The sequence below is a fragment of the Pseudomonas haemolytica genome, from assembly GCF_009659625.1.
In the GTDB taxonomy this organism is placed as follows: Bacteria; Pseudomonadota; Gammaproteobacteria; order Pseudomonadales; family Pseudomonadaceae; genus Aquipseudomonas; species Aquipseudomonas haemolytica.
The window spans coordinates 770,293-785,444 of record NZ_VOIW01000002.1 but is presented as its reverse complement, the minus strand read 5'-3'; the positions used below and the strand labels follow the sequence as shown (position 1 = coordinate 785,444).

The following is a 15,152-nucleotide window of genomic DNA, read 5'->3' as shown; positions in this document are numbered from 1 at the left end:
GACAAGAACATGAAAATCCTCATCGTTGATGACTTCTCAACGATGCGGCGGATCATTAAGAACCTGTTGCGTGACCTTGGGTTCACTAACACGGTCGAGGCGGATGACGGCATTACGGCGATTCCGATCCTCAACAGCGGGAGCATCGACTTTCTGGTAACCGACTGGAACATGCCGGGTATGACCGGTATCGATCTGCTGCGCCACGTGCGCGCCGATGAAAAACTGCGCAGCCTGCCTGTGCTGATGGTGACCGCCGAAGCCAAGCGTGAACAGATCATCGAAGCCGCCCAAGCCGGGGTCAACGGTTACGTGGTCAAGCCATTCACGGCGCTGGCCTTGAAAGAGAAGATCGAAAAAATCTTCGAACGCATCGGTCATTGATGCAGCCACGGGGGAGCTATGGAGCATAACGAAACGTCACAGGGCGACTTTGAGTCGACCTTGAAAAAACATGCTCACCAGTTGGTCGACAGCCTGGAAAAAGGCCAGTTCGGCGATGCGGTGCAGTTGATCCATGAGCTTAACCAGACCCGTGACCGCGGCCTGTACCAGGAAGTGGGCAAGCTCACACGCGAGCTGCACAGTGCGATCGTCAATTTCCAGATTGACCCGCGCATGCCCCAGGCCGAAGAAATATCGCAAATCACCGACGCCACTGAACGCCTGTCCTATGTGGTCAGGCTGACCGAGGCGGCGGCCAACCGCACCATGGACCTGGTGGAAAACGCCACGCCCCTGGTCAACGGCATGGCCACCGAAGCCCAGGCCCTGAGCGTTGACTGGGGCCGCTTCATGCGCCGCGAAGTAGGCGCTGAAGAGTTTCGTGAGTTGGCGCGCCGGGTCGAAGGTTTCCTGTCGCGCAGCGAACAGGAAAACCGCACGGTTGCCAGCAACCTCAACGACATTCTGCTGGCCCAGGATTACCAGGACCTCACCGGTCAGGTGATCAAGCGCGTGACCCAGTTGGTCACCGAAGTGGAAAGCAACTTGCTCAAACTGGTGCTGATGGCCGGCCAGGTCGACCGTTTTGCCGGCATCGAACATGACCGCGAAGCGATCCTCTCGGAAAAAGATCCACAAAAACATCTCGCCAAGGGTGAAGGTCCGCAGATTCATGCCGATAAACGTGAAGACGTTATGTCAGGTCAGGATGACGTAGATGACCTGTTATCCAGTTTAGGCTTCTAAGGAGCACACCCATGAGCTTCGGCGCCGATGAAGAAATCCTCCAGGATTTCCTTGTAGAGGCCGGCGAAATTCTAGAGCAACTGTCCGAACAACTGGTCGAGCTGGAAAGCCGACCGGATGATGCGAACCTGCTCAATGCAATTTTTCGCGGTTTTCACACTGTAAAAGGGGGCGCCGGCTTCCTCCAGCTCCATGAGCTGGTGGAGTGCTGTCACATCGCCGAGAACGTGTTCGACATCCTGCGCAAGGGTGAGCGGCACGTCGACTCGGAACTGATGGACGTGATTCTCGAAGCACTGGATGCGGTCAACGGCATGTTCAGCGAAGTGCGCGAGCGTGCACCGATCACTGCTGCCACCCCGGAACTGCTGGCCGCCCTGGCGCGCCTGGCCGAACCGGCTGCTGCTGCGCCGGTGGTGCAAGCCGCGCCTGAGCCGGTGGTGGAAGCCGAGCAGGACGTGACCGACAGCGAGTTCGAGCAGTTGCTCGATTCGCTCAATGCGGTCAAGGCCGAAGCTGAAGCACCGGCTGCGCCTGCTGCCACGCCGACCAGCGAAGACATTACCGACGCAGAATTCGAATCCCTGCTCGACCAGTTGCATGGCAAAGGCCAGTTCGCGGCTGACGCCGTGGCACCTGCGGCAACGCCAGAAACTCCGGCTGCCAACGCCAGCACTGACATTACCGACGACGAATTCGAGGCGCTGCTCGACCAACTGCATGGCAAGGGCACGTTTGTGGCCGAAGCCCTGCCGGAGGTCGCCGCCACTGCCACCGCCGCTCCAGCGGCCAGTGCAGCACCTGCTGGCGACGGGTTGATCTCCGATCACGAGTTCGAAGCCTTGTTGGACGAGTTGCACGGCAAAGGCAAGTTCACCGAAGTGGCCCCGGCGGCTGCGGTCGCCACCGCCGCGCCGGTTGCCGCCAAAGCTGCTGCGCCGGCCGCCAAGCCAGCCCCTGCTGTGGCCCCGGCCCCTGCGCGTGCAGCGGCACCCGCGGCTGCAGAAAAGCCGGCCAGCGAAGCCGAAACCACCGTGCGCGTTGATACCGCACGCCTGGACGACATCATGAACATGGTCGGCGAACTGGTGCTGGTGCGTAACCGCCTGGTGCGCCTGGGCCTGAACAGCGGCGACGAAGCCATGCAAAAGGCCGTGTCGAACCTCGACGTGGTCACCGCTGACTTGCAGACCGCCGTGATGAAAACGCGGATGCAGCCGATCAAGAAAGTCTTCGGCCGCTTCCCGCGTCTGGTTCGCGACCTGGCACGCCAGCTCAAGAAAGAAATCAACCTGGAACTGGTGGGCGAAGAAACCGACCTCGACAAGAACCTGGTCGAGGCCCTGGCCGACCCGCTGGTCCACTTGGTGCGCAACGCCGTCGACCACGGCGTGGAAACCCCGGAAGAACGCGAGGCCGCAGGCAAGTCCCGCAACGGCAAGGTGATCCTGGCGGCGGAGCAGGAAGGCGACCATATCCTGCTGTCGATCACCGATGACGGCAAAGGCATGGACCCGAATATCCTGCGAGGCATCGCAGTCAAGCGTGGCGTGATGGACAAGGACGCCGCCGACCGCCTGACCGACACCGAGTGCTACAACCTGATCTTCGCCCCGGGCTTCTCGACCAAGACCGAGATCTCCGACGTATCCGGCCGTGGCGTGGGCATGGACGTGGTGAAGACCAAGATCAGCCAGCTCAACGGCTCGATCAATATCTACTCGACCAAGGGCCAGGGCTCCAAGATCGTCATCAAGGTGCCGTTGACCCTGGCGATCATGCCGACCCTGATGGTGATGCTGGGCAACCAGGCGTTCGCTTTCCCGCTCGTCAACGTCAACGAAATCTTCCACCTCGACCTGTCGCGCACCAACGTGGTGGACGGCCAGGAAGTGGTGATCGTGCGCGACAAAGCGTTGCCGCTGTTTTACCTCAAGCGCTGGCTGGTGGCTTCGGCCAAGCATGAAGAGCAGCGCGAAGGCCATGTGGTGATTCTGTCCGTGGGCACCCAGCGCATCGGCTTTGTGGTCGACCAACTGGTGGGCCAGGAAGAAGTGGTGATCAAGCCTTTGGGCAAGATGCTGCAGGGCACCCCGGGCATGTCGGGCGCGACCATTACCGGTGACGGTCGCATCGCGCTGATTCTCGATGTTCCAAGCATGCTCAAGCGTTACGCCGCACGGCGTATTTGATTCTGGTGGGGCAGGGCGGTAGTGCCCGCCCCGCCTAACGGAGTGTTTATGGCAGTCAAGGTCCTGGTGGTGGACGATTCGGGTTTCTTCCGCCGCCGCGTCTCGGAAATTCTTTCCGCCGATCCAACGATCCAGGTGGTCGGCACGGCCACGAACGGCAAAGAGGCGATCGATCAAGCAATTGCCTTGAAACCGGACGTAATCACCATGGACTACGAGATGCCGATGATGGATGGCATCACCGCCGTCCGTCATATCATGCAACGCTGCCCTACACCGGTATTGATGTTTTCCTCGCTGACTCATGAAGGCGCTCGGGTGACCCTCGACGCACTGGATGCCGGCGCGGTGGATTTCCTGCCGAAGAATTTCGAAGACATCTCGCGCAACCCCGAGAAGGTCAAGCAGATGCTGTGCGAGAAGGTGCACAGCATTTCCCGCAGTAACCGCCGCAGCTTGTTCAGCGCACCTGCGCCGGCACCCGTATCGACGCCCGCAGCGCCTGCGCCGACCTCATCGTTTGCGCGCCCGGCGCCTGCTGCGCCCGTGGCTCGGCCTGCAGTGGCGCCGGTACGCGCCGCCGCCCCGAGTGCTCATTCGCCAGCGCCCAAGCGCAAGGCTTACAAGCTGGTCGCCATCGGCACCTCCACTGGCGGCCCGGTGGCCTTGCAGCGGGTGTTGACCCAACTGCCGGCCAACTTCCCGGCGCCGATTGTGTTGATCCAACACATGCCGGCGGCATTCACCAAGGCGTTCGCCGAGCGCCTGGACAAGCTGTGCCGCATCACCGTCAAGGAAGCCGAGGATGGTGACATCCTGCGCCCTGGCCTGGCACTGCTGGCCCCGGGTGGCAAGCAGATGATGGTGGACGGCCGTGGCGCGATCAAAATCCTGCCGGGCGATGAACGCCTGAACTACAAGCCGTGCGTGGATATCACCTTCGGTTCGGCGGCCAAGTCCTACGGCGACAAAGTTCTGGCGGTGGTGCTCACCGGCATGGGCGCCGATGGTCGTGAAGGCGCACGCCTGCTCAAGCAGGGTGGCAGCGCCATCTGGGCCCAGGACGAGGCCAGCTGTGTGATCTATGGCATGCCCATGGCCATCGTCAAGGCTGACCTGGCTGACGCGGTCTACAGCCTGGATGACATCGGCAAGCATCTGGTGGAGGCTTGCCTCTGATGGATGTCTTGAGCCTGATCGGCATCACCATGGCGTTTGTCGCGATCATTGGCGGCAACTACCTTGAAGGCGGCCACCTCGGCGCCTTGGCCAACGGTCCGGCGGCGCTGATTGTGATCGGTGGCACCGTGGGCGCTGCGCTGTTGCAGTCGCCGCTGAGCTCGTTCAAGCGTGCCATGCAGATTCTGGTGTGGATCATTTTCCCGCCACGGGTCGACCTGCCAGGCGGCATCGACCGTGTGGTCAACTGGAGCCTCACCGCGCGCAAGGAGGGCCTGCTGGGCCTGGAAGGCGTGGCCGATGCCGAGCCCGACAGCTACGCACGCAAGGGCCTGCAATTGCTGGTGGACGGCGCCGAGCCGGAAGCGATCCGCAGCATCCTCGAAGTGGATTTCTACACCCAGGAAAGCCGCGACATCAACGCCGCCAAAGTCTTTGAAAGCATGGGCGGCTACGCGCCGACCATCGGCATCATCGGCGCGGTGATGGGCCTGATCCATGTGATGGGCAACCTGGCCGACCCTTCGCAGCTGGGCAGCGGCATTGCCGTGGCGTTCGTCGCGACTATCTACGGCGTGGCCAGTGCCAACCTGGTGTTGCTGCCGGTGGCCAGCAAGCTCAAGTCGATCGCCATGCGCCAGTCGCGTTATCGCGAGATGTTGCTCGAAGGCATCCTGTCGATTGCCGAGGGCGAGAACCCGCGCTCCATCGAATTGAAGCTTCAGGGCTTCATGGACTGATGGGAAGGAGCTGCCTGTGAGCCGTCGCCGTCGCGAGCCCGAGGAGCACGTCAACCACGAACGCTGGCTGGTGTCCTACGCGGACTTCATCACCTTGTTGTTTGCGTTTTTCGTGGTGATGTATTCCATCTCGTCGATCAACGAAGGCAAGTACAAGATCATCTCCCAGGCGCTGGTGGGCGTGTTCAACGATACCGAGCGTGCCCTCAAGCCGATTCCCATCGGTGAGGAACGACCCAAGACCGTGACCCCGGCCAAGCCGCTGGTCAACGACAGTGATGAAATCGCCGCCGGTGTTGGTGGCACCAGCGATCCGCTGAAAAGCATCGCCGACGACATCAGCGCCGCATTTGGCGACCTGATCAGTTCCAACCAGATGACCGTGCGCGGCAATGAGCTGTGGGTGGAGATCGAGCTGAACTCGAGCCTGTTGTTCGCCAGCGCCGATGCGTTACCGAGCGACCAGGCGTTCACCATCATCGACAAGGTGGCTTTGATCCTCAAACCGTTCGAAAACCCGATCCACGTTGAGGGCTTTACCGACAATTTCCCCATCAGCACCGCGCAGTACCCGACCAATTGGGAGCTGTCGTCCGCCCGTGCCTCGAGCATCGTGCGCATGTTGGCGATGCAGGGCGTGAACCCCCAGCGCCTGGCGTCGGTAGGCTATGGTGAATTCCAGCCGGTGGCCAATAACGCCACGGTGGAAGGTCGTGCACGCAACCGCCGGGTGGTGCTGGTGGTGTCGCGCAACCTGGATGTGCGCCGCAGCCTGACCGGTACCGGCACCGCCAATGCCACTCCGGATGCGGCGTTGAAGCGCGCTGGCACACAAACTGCACCGCCCGTTGTCAAGCCGCCGGCCAGATCGAGTAACGTCAATTCTCCGTCACCGGCTCAATAACTTTATGCAATGTCTCGGTCGCGCCTGTGCCCACCGGGAGGAACCAACCGAATGAGAGTCTGGGCAGTTGCCAATCAAAAGGGTGGAGTCGGCAAGACCACCACTTCCATCGCCTTAGCCGGCTTGCTGGCCGAGGCGGGCAAGCGTGTGGTCGTGGTCGACCTGGACCCCCACGGTTCCATGACCAGCTATTTCGGCTATGACCCGGATGCGCTGGAACACAGTTGCTATGACCTGTTCCTGCACAAGGGCAGCGTGCCATCGGATTTGCCCGGGCAACTGCTGTTGCCCACCAGCAACGACAGCATTTCCTTGCTGCCTTCGAGTACCGCCCTGGCTACCCTTGAGCGCCAGTCGCCGGGGCAGAGCGGCCTGGGCCTGGTAATCGCCAAGACCCTGGCGCAGCTGTGGCAGGAATTCGACTACGCGATCATCGACAGCCCGCCGTTGCTGGGTGTGCTGATGGTCAACGCCTTGGCCGCCAGCCAGCAGTTGGTGATCCCGGTGCAGACCGAGCACCTGGCGGTCAAGGGCCTGGAGCGCATGGTCAGCACCCTGGCGATGATCAACCGCTCGCGCAAGCAGGCGCTGCCGTTCAGCATCGTGCCGACCTTGTTCGACCGCCGTACCCAGGCGTCCCTCAGCACTCTGCGCGTACTGCGCGATGCCTACCCGGAGACTATCTGGAACGGCTACATCCCGGTGGACACGCGCCTGCGTGACGCCAGCCGTGCGGGGCTCACGCCGTCGCAGTTCGACGGCAAGAGCCGCGGCGTGCTGGCGTACCGTGCGTTGCTCAAGCACTTGCTGTCGCAGCAGCTTGTGGCGCAGGTGGCGTGATGAATCGTCCTGTTGAGCTCAAGACCCGGCCGCAACTGGCGCTGCAATCCTACCTGGATGCCTTGCTCCAGGATGCGACTGCCGAGGAGCTGCCGGAACCGATTCTGGTACTTGAACCTGCTATAGAAGAAAGCACGCTGGATGAGTTTCAGCAGGCCGTGATGGAAGAACAGGCGCGTGATGCGCAGGTTGTTGCGTCTCCAATCGTGGTGCCTATCGCCCCTGTGGAGGTGACGCCGGCGGTTGTCGAGCCGGTAGTTGAAGTGCACCTTGCGCCGAGCATTACACCACCGCCGATCACCGGCGATGGTCGCCCGTCGTGGGCTGCGGAGCCGTTCGAATGCCTGCTGTTCGACGTCGCCGGGTTGACCCTGGCGGTGCCGCTGGTGTGCCTGGGCTCGATCTATTCGCTGGAAGGCCAGGAACTGACACCGCTGTTCGGTCAACCGGAGTGGTTCCTCGGCATCCTGCCCAGCCAGGCCGGCAACCTCAAGGTGCTCGATACGGCGCGCTGGGTGATGCCCGACCGCTACCGCGACGACTTCCGCCAGGGCCTGCAGTATGTGATCTCGGTGCAGGGCTACGAGTGGGGGTTGGCCGTGCATCAAGTCAGCCGCTCGTTGCGCCTGGACCCGAATGAAATCAAATGGCGCAGCCACCGGGGCCAGCGCCCCTGGTTGGCGGGCACTGTGATCGAACACATGTGTGCATTGCTGGATGTCGCTGAGCTGGCCGAGTTGATCGCCAGCGGCGCGGTCAAGGAAATGCCACAGAGCAAACGCAGTTGATTGAACAATAAGGGCCGTGCGCGAGTGCGATCAGAGAAGTACATACGCCGTGAGCAACGGCACTTGAAGGGGTCAGAGCAATGAACAAGTCAGCGTCCGCACAGGGTTTGGATGATCCGATCCTGCAATGGGTAACCTTCAAACTGGACAATGAGTCCTATGGCATCAACGTGATGCGCGTGCAGGAAGTGCTGCGCTACACCGAGATCGCCCCGGTACCGGGTGCGCCTAGCTACGTGCTGGGCATCATCAACCTGCGCGGCAACGTGGTGACGGTCATAGACACCCGCCAGCGCTTCGGCCTGGTGCCGACCGAAGTCAACGACAACACCCGTATCGTCATCATCGAGGCCGACAAGCAAGTGGTCGGGATCATGGTCGATAGCGTGGCCGAAGTGGTTTACCTGCGCCAATCGGAAGTGGAAACCGCGCCGAACGTGGGTAACGAAGAGTCGGCCAAGTTCATCCAGGGCGTGTGCAACAAGAACGGCGAACTGCTGATTCTGGTTGAGCTGGACAAGATGATGAGCGAAGAAGAATGGTCGGAACTGGAGAGCATCTGATTGTTCCTTGATGCGGCGGTGATTGTCCTGGCCCTGTTGTGGGCCGGGACCTTGGCGTTTGTGCTGCGCTATGTGCGCCAGCAGCGGGAGTTGGCCTTGCAACAGGCCGAACGCGATGCAGTGCGTGACCGGCGCATTCTGGAACTGGTCAAGCGGGTCGACCACTTCCAGCAAAGTGCGGTACGGGTTGGGGACGAAGTGCATGAACTGCGCGCAATTCTTGCGCCGTTGCCGGATAAGTTGGTGCAGTTGGAACAGCGTGATCCTTCGAACCTGTCGTTTGCCCAGGCGGCCAAGTTGGTGGGGATGGGCGCGACCGTGGATGAGCTGACGCAGTCGTGTGGGTTGACCCAGGCTGAGGCGCAGTTGATGAGTAAGTTGCACAAAAGCTGATTGGGGCTGGGGGTAATGTGGGCGGGGGCTTGACAGTCGATAAGGTCCTCGCCCCACCACTCGGTGCCTCGCCTAGGCTCGGTGTGCCCGAACGAAGGCTTGAATCCGTGGCTAACCCGGCGTCCTGCCGGGTTACCCACGGATTCAAGCCTGCGTTCGGCCAGCGTGGTTTAACGGGGCGCCTGAGATCAAAACCGACTCGCTTCGCATCGTAGATACGCTGGCGGTGCTTCTGCTTTTCTGTGGGAGCCGGTCAGTTAAGCGAACGAAATGCTCAAGGCAGCGAAGATCAAATGTGGGAGCGGGCTTGCTCGCGAAGGCGTCGGCCCAGCAAACATTGATGTTGACTGACCCACCGCATTCGCGAGCAAGCCCGCTCCCACAGGGGGACGCGCACGCCTCGACGATCAGGTCGGCTATAAGGCCGCCTCGCTGTGTTTTTGATTTTGATCTTAGGCGCCCCGCGCCATGGATGGCGCGTGGCGTCGGCCCCCCAAATCAATGTCGGATTACGGGCACACCGAGCCTAGGCGAGGTGCCGAGTGGTGGGGCGAGAGCCCTTTGGTTACTTTGGGGCTCTTTTCCAAAGTGACCCGCTGTAAGAGCGGAACCAATAGTAGCCGTTACCTAAGCAACGGATATTTACGCGGTACACCACCCACCCACCCAATTTATTTCCCTCCCCATAGACTTTTTCCCCCTCTCCAAAGGTCAACATCCTTCAAGCACCTTTGACCCAGGAGATCTCCCCCAATGACCACCCCCAAGGCACTGTTAATCCTCCACGGCAAGCAAGCCCTCAACGAGGACGTGCGCGCCGCCGTGCTGGCCAGGCGCAAGGTAGGTTGGGAACTGGCCGTGCGGGTGACCTGGGAGGGCGGCGATGCCCAGCGTCTGGTCAACGAGGCACTGGAGGGCGGGTATACCCATATCATCGCCGGCGGCGGCGACGGCACCCTGCGCGATGTGGCCGAGGCCATGGCGTTGGCCAAGACCGATGCCAGCCTGGTGCTGATGCCCCTGGGCACCGCCAATGACTTCGCCAAGGCCGCCGGTGTGCCGTTGGAACCGGCCGGTGCCCTGGCCTTGCTGGACGTTCAGCCCAGGGCGATCGACCTCGGCCAGGTCGGCGGGCAAATCTTCCTGAACATGGCCACCGGTGGTTTCGGCAGCCAGGTCACGGCCAACACCTCCGAAGACTTGAAGAAAGTCCTCGGCGGTGCCGCTTACCTGTTCACCGGTTTATCGCGCTTCAGTGAATTGAAGGCTGCCTATGGGGAGCTGGAAGGCCCGGATTTCCATTGGAAAGGCGAGTTGCTCGCGCTGGGTATCGGCAACGGTCGCCAGGCCGGCGGCGGGCATGTCTTGTGTCCCGGCGCCTTGGCCGATGACGGGCTGCTGGATGTGAGCATCCTGCCCGCGCCTCAGGAAGTGGTCGGCACCCTGCGTGAATTGATGAATAACGGTTGGGGCCTGGACACCATGTTCGTGCGTGCACGCCTGCCGTGGGTCAATATCAAGGTGGCCCAAGGGTTGTACATCAACCTCGATGGTGAGCCACTGGAAGGCGATGACCTGCATTTCGAAGCGTTGCCCAAGGCCCTGCGCGTGCACTTGCCGCTGGGCTCGCCGTTAGTCGTCCAGGCTGATGATCTGCTCGCGCACGGCGAATAACACCAGGCCCGCCACGTCGAAGATCTGCAAGCGCTTCATGATCTGCGAGCGATGGGCTTCCACGGTCTTGATGCTCAGGCCCAGGCCGTGGGCGATTTCACGGGTGGACTTGCCGCGTACGATCAGGCGCAGGATTTCCAATTGCCGCGCCGTGAGGTTGTGACTGTGGGCGGCAGGTGCGCTGGAGCCCTGGTGGTGGATCAGCGCCTGATTGATCACGGTGTGGGCGATGGCGGGGCTCAGGTAGCGCTCGTTGTTACGCAGGGCCAGCAGGGCGTGTTCCAGTTCGTTGGCGGTGGTGTCCTTGAGCAGGTAGCCGTGGGCGCCAGCCTCCAGCGCACGCATGATCAGCTCGGGGTCGGTGTGCATCGACAGGATCAGCACCTTGCACTTGGGGTAGGCGCGCTTGAGTTGCTGCAAGGCGTCCAGGCCGCCGGTGTGCTTCATCGACAGGTCGAGCAGCACGATGTCCGGCAGCAGGGCGCTGAATTGCTCCAGCAGTTGCGCGCCATCGCTGGCTTCGCCGATCACGCTGTAACCGGGTATATCCAGGATCAGCGCGCGTACGCCGGCGCGAATCAGTGCGTGGTCATCGACCAGGAGTAAACTGCAGGTCACTCGAGAACCTTAGGGGCGCTGGCCCGTTCGAGGGCGCGGGGCGCCCAGGGGAAAAGTGCGTCGATACGTGTGCCTTTGCCTGGTCGGCTGCTGACGGACAGCGTGCCCCCCAACTGATCAATCCGTTCGGTCATGCCGGCCATGCCCCGTTGACCTTCCCTGCCGGGGTCGCTGGCAGGCGAAAAGCCCAGGCCGTCATCGCAGATCATCAGCGACAGGCCTTCCGGCAGGCGTTGCAGACGCACCCGCAAATTGTGCGCCTGGGCATGGCGCAGCATATTGGTCACCGCTTCCTGGGTGATGCGAAAGGCCGCCACGGCCATTTCTTCGGGGATGCCGGTGAGCCGTTGCTGGCACTCCAGGCTCCAGCACACCTGGGTGTTTTCCAGGGTTTTGAGCAGGTGCGCGCGCAGGCTGGCTTCCAGGCCCAGGCTCGCCAGTTGACGAGGGTTGAGGATCGCCGAAACGTCACGCACTTTCGCCAGGGTTTCAGTGAGTGTATTGCACAGCACCGAGCAATGGTTTTGCAGCTCTTGAGGCAGGCGGCGCTGCAACCATTCGCTCTGCAATTTGGCGGCGGTCAGCAGTTGGCCGATATCGTCGTGCAGCTCGCGGCTGAGGCGATGGCGTTCGTTTTCCTGGACTTGCAGCAGGCGGTCGGCCAGTTCCTGGGGCTGGAACTTGATGGATTTACGCGAATTCCACTGTCGCAGGCCCACCACCAACAACGTTGCCAGGTTGAGCAGCAGGATCAATAACGTCAGCGGCGCGCCCTGCAGGTAAGCCCACAGGCTGGCCAGCAGTGAGCACAGGCACAGGGCAGGGATGAGGTGACGCGCATGACTCCGGGACACGGACCTGGCGATAAGTGACTTGAAGTTGGCGTACATAGCGGATGGAGCCAATGAGGGTTCACTGCGGGAAGACCGGCAACGGCGATTGACTGGGCTTTGTTGGGCGTGCGGTGCCGAATCGTTGTTACCCATGAGGAAGTTGAGTCACTTGGAGCGGGGCATAGTACCACCACTATTACCGTTGGTCGCCAGCACTTTCCCCATCCATGTATTAACCACGCATATGCCCTGGCGGCAGTCCCAGAGTTCAAAGATAGTCAGTTGTATTAGTTGGAGTACTTTGTACAGTTATTGAGTAGCTGGCTAATTGATATTTCTTCCGCCGGTAATCGAGTTGCATCGTTTGAGCAAGGGCGGTCGTTTTTAGATAACCCATGTATTAAATACGACCTTTGCACGTTTCACGGCCCATGGCGCAAACGATGCTGCGGGTTACGTTCGTAGTCTTTCTGAGGGATCTGCGATGTGACGGTCGCAATCAGCGACGTTTGTTCACTCTCATCCAGGCCCAGCTTGCCGGTACGGATGTCGATCAATTCCAGTTGCCAGGCCAGCAACGTCAGGCAGTCGTGCAGGGCATCCAGGGCCTGGTCATGCAGTTGCACGGGGCTCACGGCATTGGCGATCAGGTATTGGATATGCCGGGAGAACTCGCTGATGGCTTGCAGGGCCAAGCCATCAGCCTTTTCAGCCAGCTTGGCCAGGCTGGCTTTCATGCAGTCGATGGCATCGCTGTCGTTGCGAATCAAATGCAGGTGGCTCAGGCATTCTTCAGACTTGGCCAGCAGCATTTCCGCTTCCAGCAGAAACTCGGGGAGTGCTGTTTGCCATTCGTTTGCGCTATTCATCATGCAATTCTCCACAACTTAAGGTCGGGTGATTGGATGTCGCACTGGGTGAATGGCTTAAAACTAGCGCTGAAATATGACTGGAATCTGTAGGTTGCTTCCGAGATTTCAGTAGGAATTTTATTTGAATACACACGCAAGCTCTGGATAGCTCTGGTTATCCACGGCGATTGCACAACTTCAGTTGCCGACATGTAAGTGCCTGAAAGACCCGTGGGTCGTGGGCTTGGGATGGCAAACAAAAGCCTGACTCCATTCATGCAATGAGAATGGCGTCACATTAATGGCTATTAGATATCGCGAATATCAGGTTGGGCCTGATTGTGCGTAGGGGAATCCCTTACACGGCGGAACCTCGCGTCGATTTGAATGTCGCGCAAGGCTCGGTATTGCCATATGAAGAGGCGCTTGCAGTAAAGCATGATGTCAGTGTGGCATCAATGCATTTACGTGGCATTTTAAGCGGGTCAAGGTCTGGCGCTCGCCGCCGATAACCCACTGGTAGGAGCGACGCTCAAGTCCGTTGCACACCCTCTCAGCACACCAGGAGCTTTCAATGGCCGGCATTCTCGACACGGTAGATCAACGCACGCAATTGGTGGGGGAGAATCGCCTGGAGATTCTCATGTTCCGCCTGGCCGGGCGGCAGTTGTTCGCGATCAACGTGTTCAAAGTGCAGGAAGTGCTGCAACTGCCCAAGCTGACCCTGATGCCCCAGCGCCACCCCTTCGTTTGCGGGGTGGTCAACCTGCGTGGCCAAACCCTGCCGGTGATCGACCTGTCCCAGGCCATCGGCATGCGCCCTTTGGTGCCGGGGCCCAACAGCACCATTATCGTCACCGAGTACAACCGTTCGGTGCAGGCGTTCCTGGTGGGCGGCGTCGACCGCATCGTCAACATGAACTGGGAAGCGATCCTGCCACCGCCGGCCAGCGCCGGTCGCCAGCATTACCTCACCGCCATCAGCAAGGTCGATGACCAGTTGGTGGAAATCATCGACGTGGAGAAGGTCCTCGCCGAGATCGTGCCCTACAACGCCAAGGTCTCCCGGGAGAAACTCGAAGACCCGGTGCTCGAGCGTGCCCGTGGTCGCGAAGTGCTGCTGGTGGACGACTCCAATGTGGCGCTCTCGCAATTGCGTGACACCCTGGGCCAGTTGGGCGTGAAGATGCACATCGCCAGCGACGGTCTCAAGGCGCTGAACATGCTCAAGGCCTGGGCCGACAGCGGCCAGGTGATGACCGACAAACTGCTGATGATCTTCACCGACGCCGAAATGCCCGAAATGGACGGCTACCGTCTCACCACTGAAATCCGCAACGATCCGCGCCTGCGCGGGCTCTACGTGGTGCTGCACACCTCGCTATCGGGCAGCTTCAACGAATCGATGGTGAAGAAGGTCGGCTGCGACAATTTCCTCTCCAAATTCCAGCCGGACAAGCTGGTGGATGTGGTGCGCCAGCGACTGATGTTGGACGAAGTGTCCGCCTGACTTTAGGATGACACTTTGTTTCCCAGGAATGCAGGCCCATGCTTCGTCTCAGCGCGTTGTACCGTTACCCCTTGAAATCCGGCAAGGGCGAACCCTTGCAGCAGATTGGCCTGGATAGACTCGGGGTGGATGGGGATCGACGCTGGATGCTGGTGGACGAAGCCAGCGGCAGGTTCCTGACGCAACGGGCCGTGGCGAAGATGAGCCAACTGTCGGCGCTGTGGAACAGCACCGGCGGCCTGACCCTCAGCTCGCCCGGCCATACCGCGCTTGACGTGGCCTTGCCCGGCGACGATGGGTTGCGCGGCGTGACCATCTGGCGCGATACCCTGCGCGTGCCGGATGCCGGCGATGCGGCGGCAGCCTGGGTCAGTGCGTTCATTGGCAAACCCACGCGCCTGGTCCATATGCCCCTTGAGCGCGCACGCTTCACCGAGTCCGGTTATGGCCAGGATGACGATCAGGTGGGGTTTGCCGACGGTTACCCCTTGCTGCTGATCGGCCAGGCTTCCCTTGACGACTTGTGCGCGCGTATCGGCCGGCCGATGCAGATGCTGCGCTTTCGTCCCAACCTGGTGATCGAAGGCGCCGAGGCCTTTGCCGAGGATGGCTGGAAACGCTTGCGCATCGGCGATGTGGAGTTTCGGGTGGTCAAGCCGTGCTCGCGTTGCATCCTCACCACCATTGACCCACAGACCGGCGAGCGCAGCCCCGACCGCGAGCCCTTCGCGACGCTTGAGGCCTACCGCAAGACCGAGAAGGGCGCGATGTTCGGCCAGAACCTGGTCAACGACGGCATCGGGCGCCTGGAAATCGGCATGCCGGTGACGGTGCTGGAATAAAAAATGCCCGTCTCGCTGGAGACGGGCATTTTTA

At 61.0% G+C, this 15,152-nt stretch carries 16 protein-coding genes; 13 read left to right on the top strand and 3 right to left on the bottom strand.

Annotated elements, in window-relative coordinates:
- Positions 1–9 precede the first annotated feature (9 nt).
- From FRT59_RS09770 to yegS, 11 genes are all read left to right on the top strand, one after another.
- Entirely contained in the window at positions 10–384 is a 375-nt protein-coding gene (locus FRT59_RS09770) for a chemotaxis response regulator CheY (RefSeq protein WP_005790040.1), read from the top strand.
- 18 nt (positions 385–402) lie between these two features.
- A complete protein-coding gene (locus FRT59_RS09765) occupies positions 403–1,191 on the top strand; it encodes a protein phosphatase CheZ (RefSeq protein WP_034117066.1) in 789 nt (262 codons plus the stop codon).
- 11 nt (positions 1,192–1,202) lie between these two features.
- On the top strand, positions 1,203–3,383 hold the full coding sequence (locus FRT59_RS09760) for a chemotaxis protein CheA (RefSeq protein ID WP_153871071.1): 2,181 nt from the start codon (positions 1,203–1,205) through the stop codon (positions 3,381–3,383).
- 48 nt (positions 3,384–3,431) lie between these two features.
- The gene (locus tag FRT59_RS09755; protein WP_153871070.1) at positions 3,432–4,562 is read left to right on the top strand and encodes a protein-glutamate methylesterase/protein-glutamine glutaminase; all 1,131 of its coding nucleotides are present in this window, start codon (positions 3,432–3,434) and stop codon (positions 4,560–4,562) included.
- Positions 4,562–5,302, top strand: coding sequence for a flagellar motor protein (locus FRT59_RS09750; protein ID WP_005790033.1), 741 nt, complete (start codon positions 4,562–4,564; stop codon positions 5,300–5,302). The genes FRT59_RS09755 and FRT59_RS09750 overlap by 1 nt, the downstream gene beginning before the upstream one ends.
- Before the next feature lie 16 nt (positions 5,303–5,318).
- Positions 5,319–6,206 carry a flagellar motor protein MotD gene (gene motD, locus FRT59_RS09745; RefSeq protein WP_034117062.1) on the top strand — a complete coding sequence of 296 codons (888 nt, stop codon included), beginning with the start codon at positions 5,319–5,321 and terminating at the stop codon, positions 6,204–6,206.
- A 51-nt stretch (positions 6,207–6,257) separates the two neighbouring features.
- A complete protein-coding gene (locus tag FRT59_RS09740; protein ID WP_153871069.1) occupies positions 6,258–7,046 on the top strand; it encodes a ParA family protein in 789 nt (262 codons plus the stop codon).
- Complete coding sequence (locus FRT59_RS09735) at positions 7,046–7,834, top strand: CheW domain-containing protein (protein ID WP_153871068.1); 789 nt, start codon at positions 7,046–7,048, stop codon at positions 7,832–7,834. The genes FRT59_RS09740 and FRT59_RS09735 overlap by 1 nt, the downstream gene beginning before the upstream one ends.
- An 80-nt stretch (positions 7,835–7,914) precedes the next feature.
- Positions 7,915–8,397 (top strand): chemotaxis protein CheW, encoded by a 483-nt coding sequence (locus FRT59_RS09730; RefSeq protein ID WP_010564003.1) that lies wholly within the window; start codon positions 7,915–7,917, stop codon positions 8,395–8,397.
- Positions 8,398–8,790 carry a DUF2802 domain-containing protein gene (locus tag FRT59_RS09725; protein WP_034117056.1) on the top strand — a complete coding sequence of 131 codons (393 nt, stop codon included), beginning with the start codon at positions 8,398–8,400 and terminating at the stop codon, positions 8,788–8,790.
- 753 nt (positions 8,791–9,543) lie between these two features.
- Positions 9,544–10,464 carry a lipid kinase YegS gene (gene yegS, locus FRT59_RS09720; protein ID WP_153871067.1) on the top strand — a complete coding sequence of 307 codons (921 nt, stop codon included), beginning with the start codon at positions 9,544–9,546 and terminating at the stop codon, positions 10,462–10,464.
- Here yegS and FRT59_RS09715 read toward each other — a convergent pair.
- From FRT59_RS09715 to FRT59_RS09705, 3 genes are all read right to left on the bottom strand, one after another.
- On the bottom strand, positions 10,423–11,082 hold the full coding sequence (locus FRT59_RS09715) for a response regulator transcription factor (protein ID WP_162524857.1): 660 nt from the start codon (positions 11,080–11,082) through the stop codon (positions 10,423–10,425). The genes yegS and FRT59_RS09715 overlap by 42 nt on opposite strands.
- Positions 11,079–11,972: a sensor histidine kinase gene (locus FRT59_RS09710; RefSeq protein WP_153871150.1), complete on the bottom strand. Its 894-nt coding sequence runs from the start codon at positions 11,970–11,972 to the stop codon at positions 11,079–11,081. Before FRT59_RS09710 ends, FRT59_RS09715 begins: the two co-directional genes overlap by 4 nt.
- A 365-nt stretch (positions 11,973–12,337) precedes the next feature.
- A complete protein-coding gene (locus FRT59_RS09705; RefSeq protein WP_198809648.1) occupies positions 12,338–12,787 on the bottom strand; it encodes a hypothetical protein in 450 nt (149 codons plus the stop codon).
- 553 nt (positions 12,788–13,340) lie between these two features.
- Here FRT59_RS09705 and FRT59_RS09700 point away from each other — a divergent pair.
- Both FRT59_RS09700 and FRT59_RS09695 read left to right on the top strand, forming a co-directional pair.
- Complete coding sequence (locus tag FRT59_RS09700) at positions 13,341–14,276, top strand: chemotaxis protein CheV (RefSeq protein ID WP_034117049.1); 936 nt, start codon at positions 13,341–13,343, stop codon at positions 14,274–14,276.
- Between the two features lie 38 nt (positions 14,277–14,314).
- The gene (locus tag FRT59_RS09695) at positions 14,315–15,118 is read left to right on the top strand and encodes an MOSC domain-containing protein (RefSeq protein ID WP_153871066.1); all 804 of its coding nucleotides are present in this window, start codon (positions 14,315–14,317) and stop codon (positions 15,116–15,118) included.
- Positions 15,119–15,152: the final 34 nt, after the last annotated feature.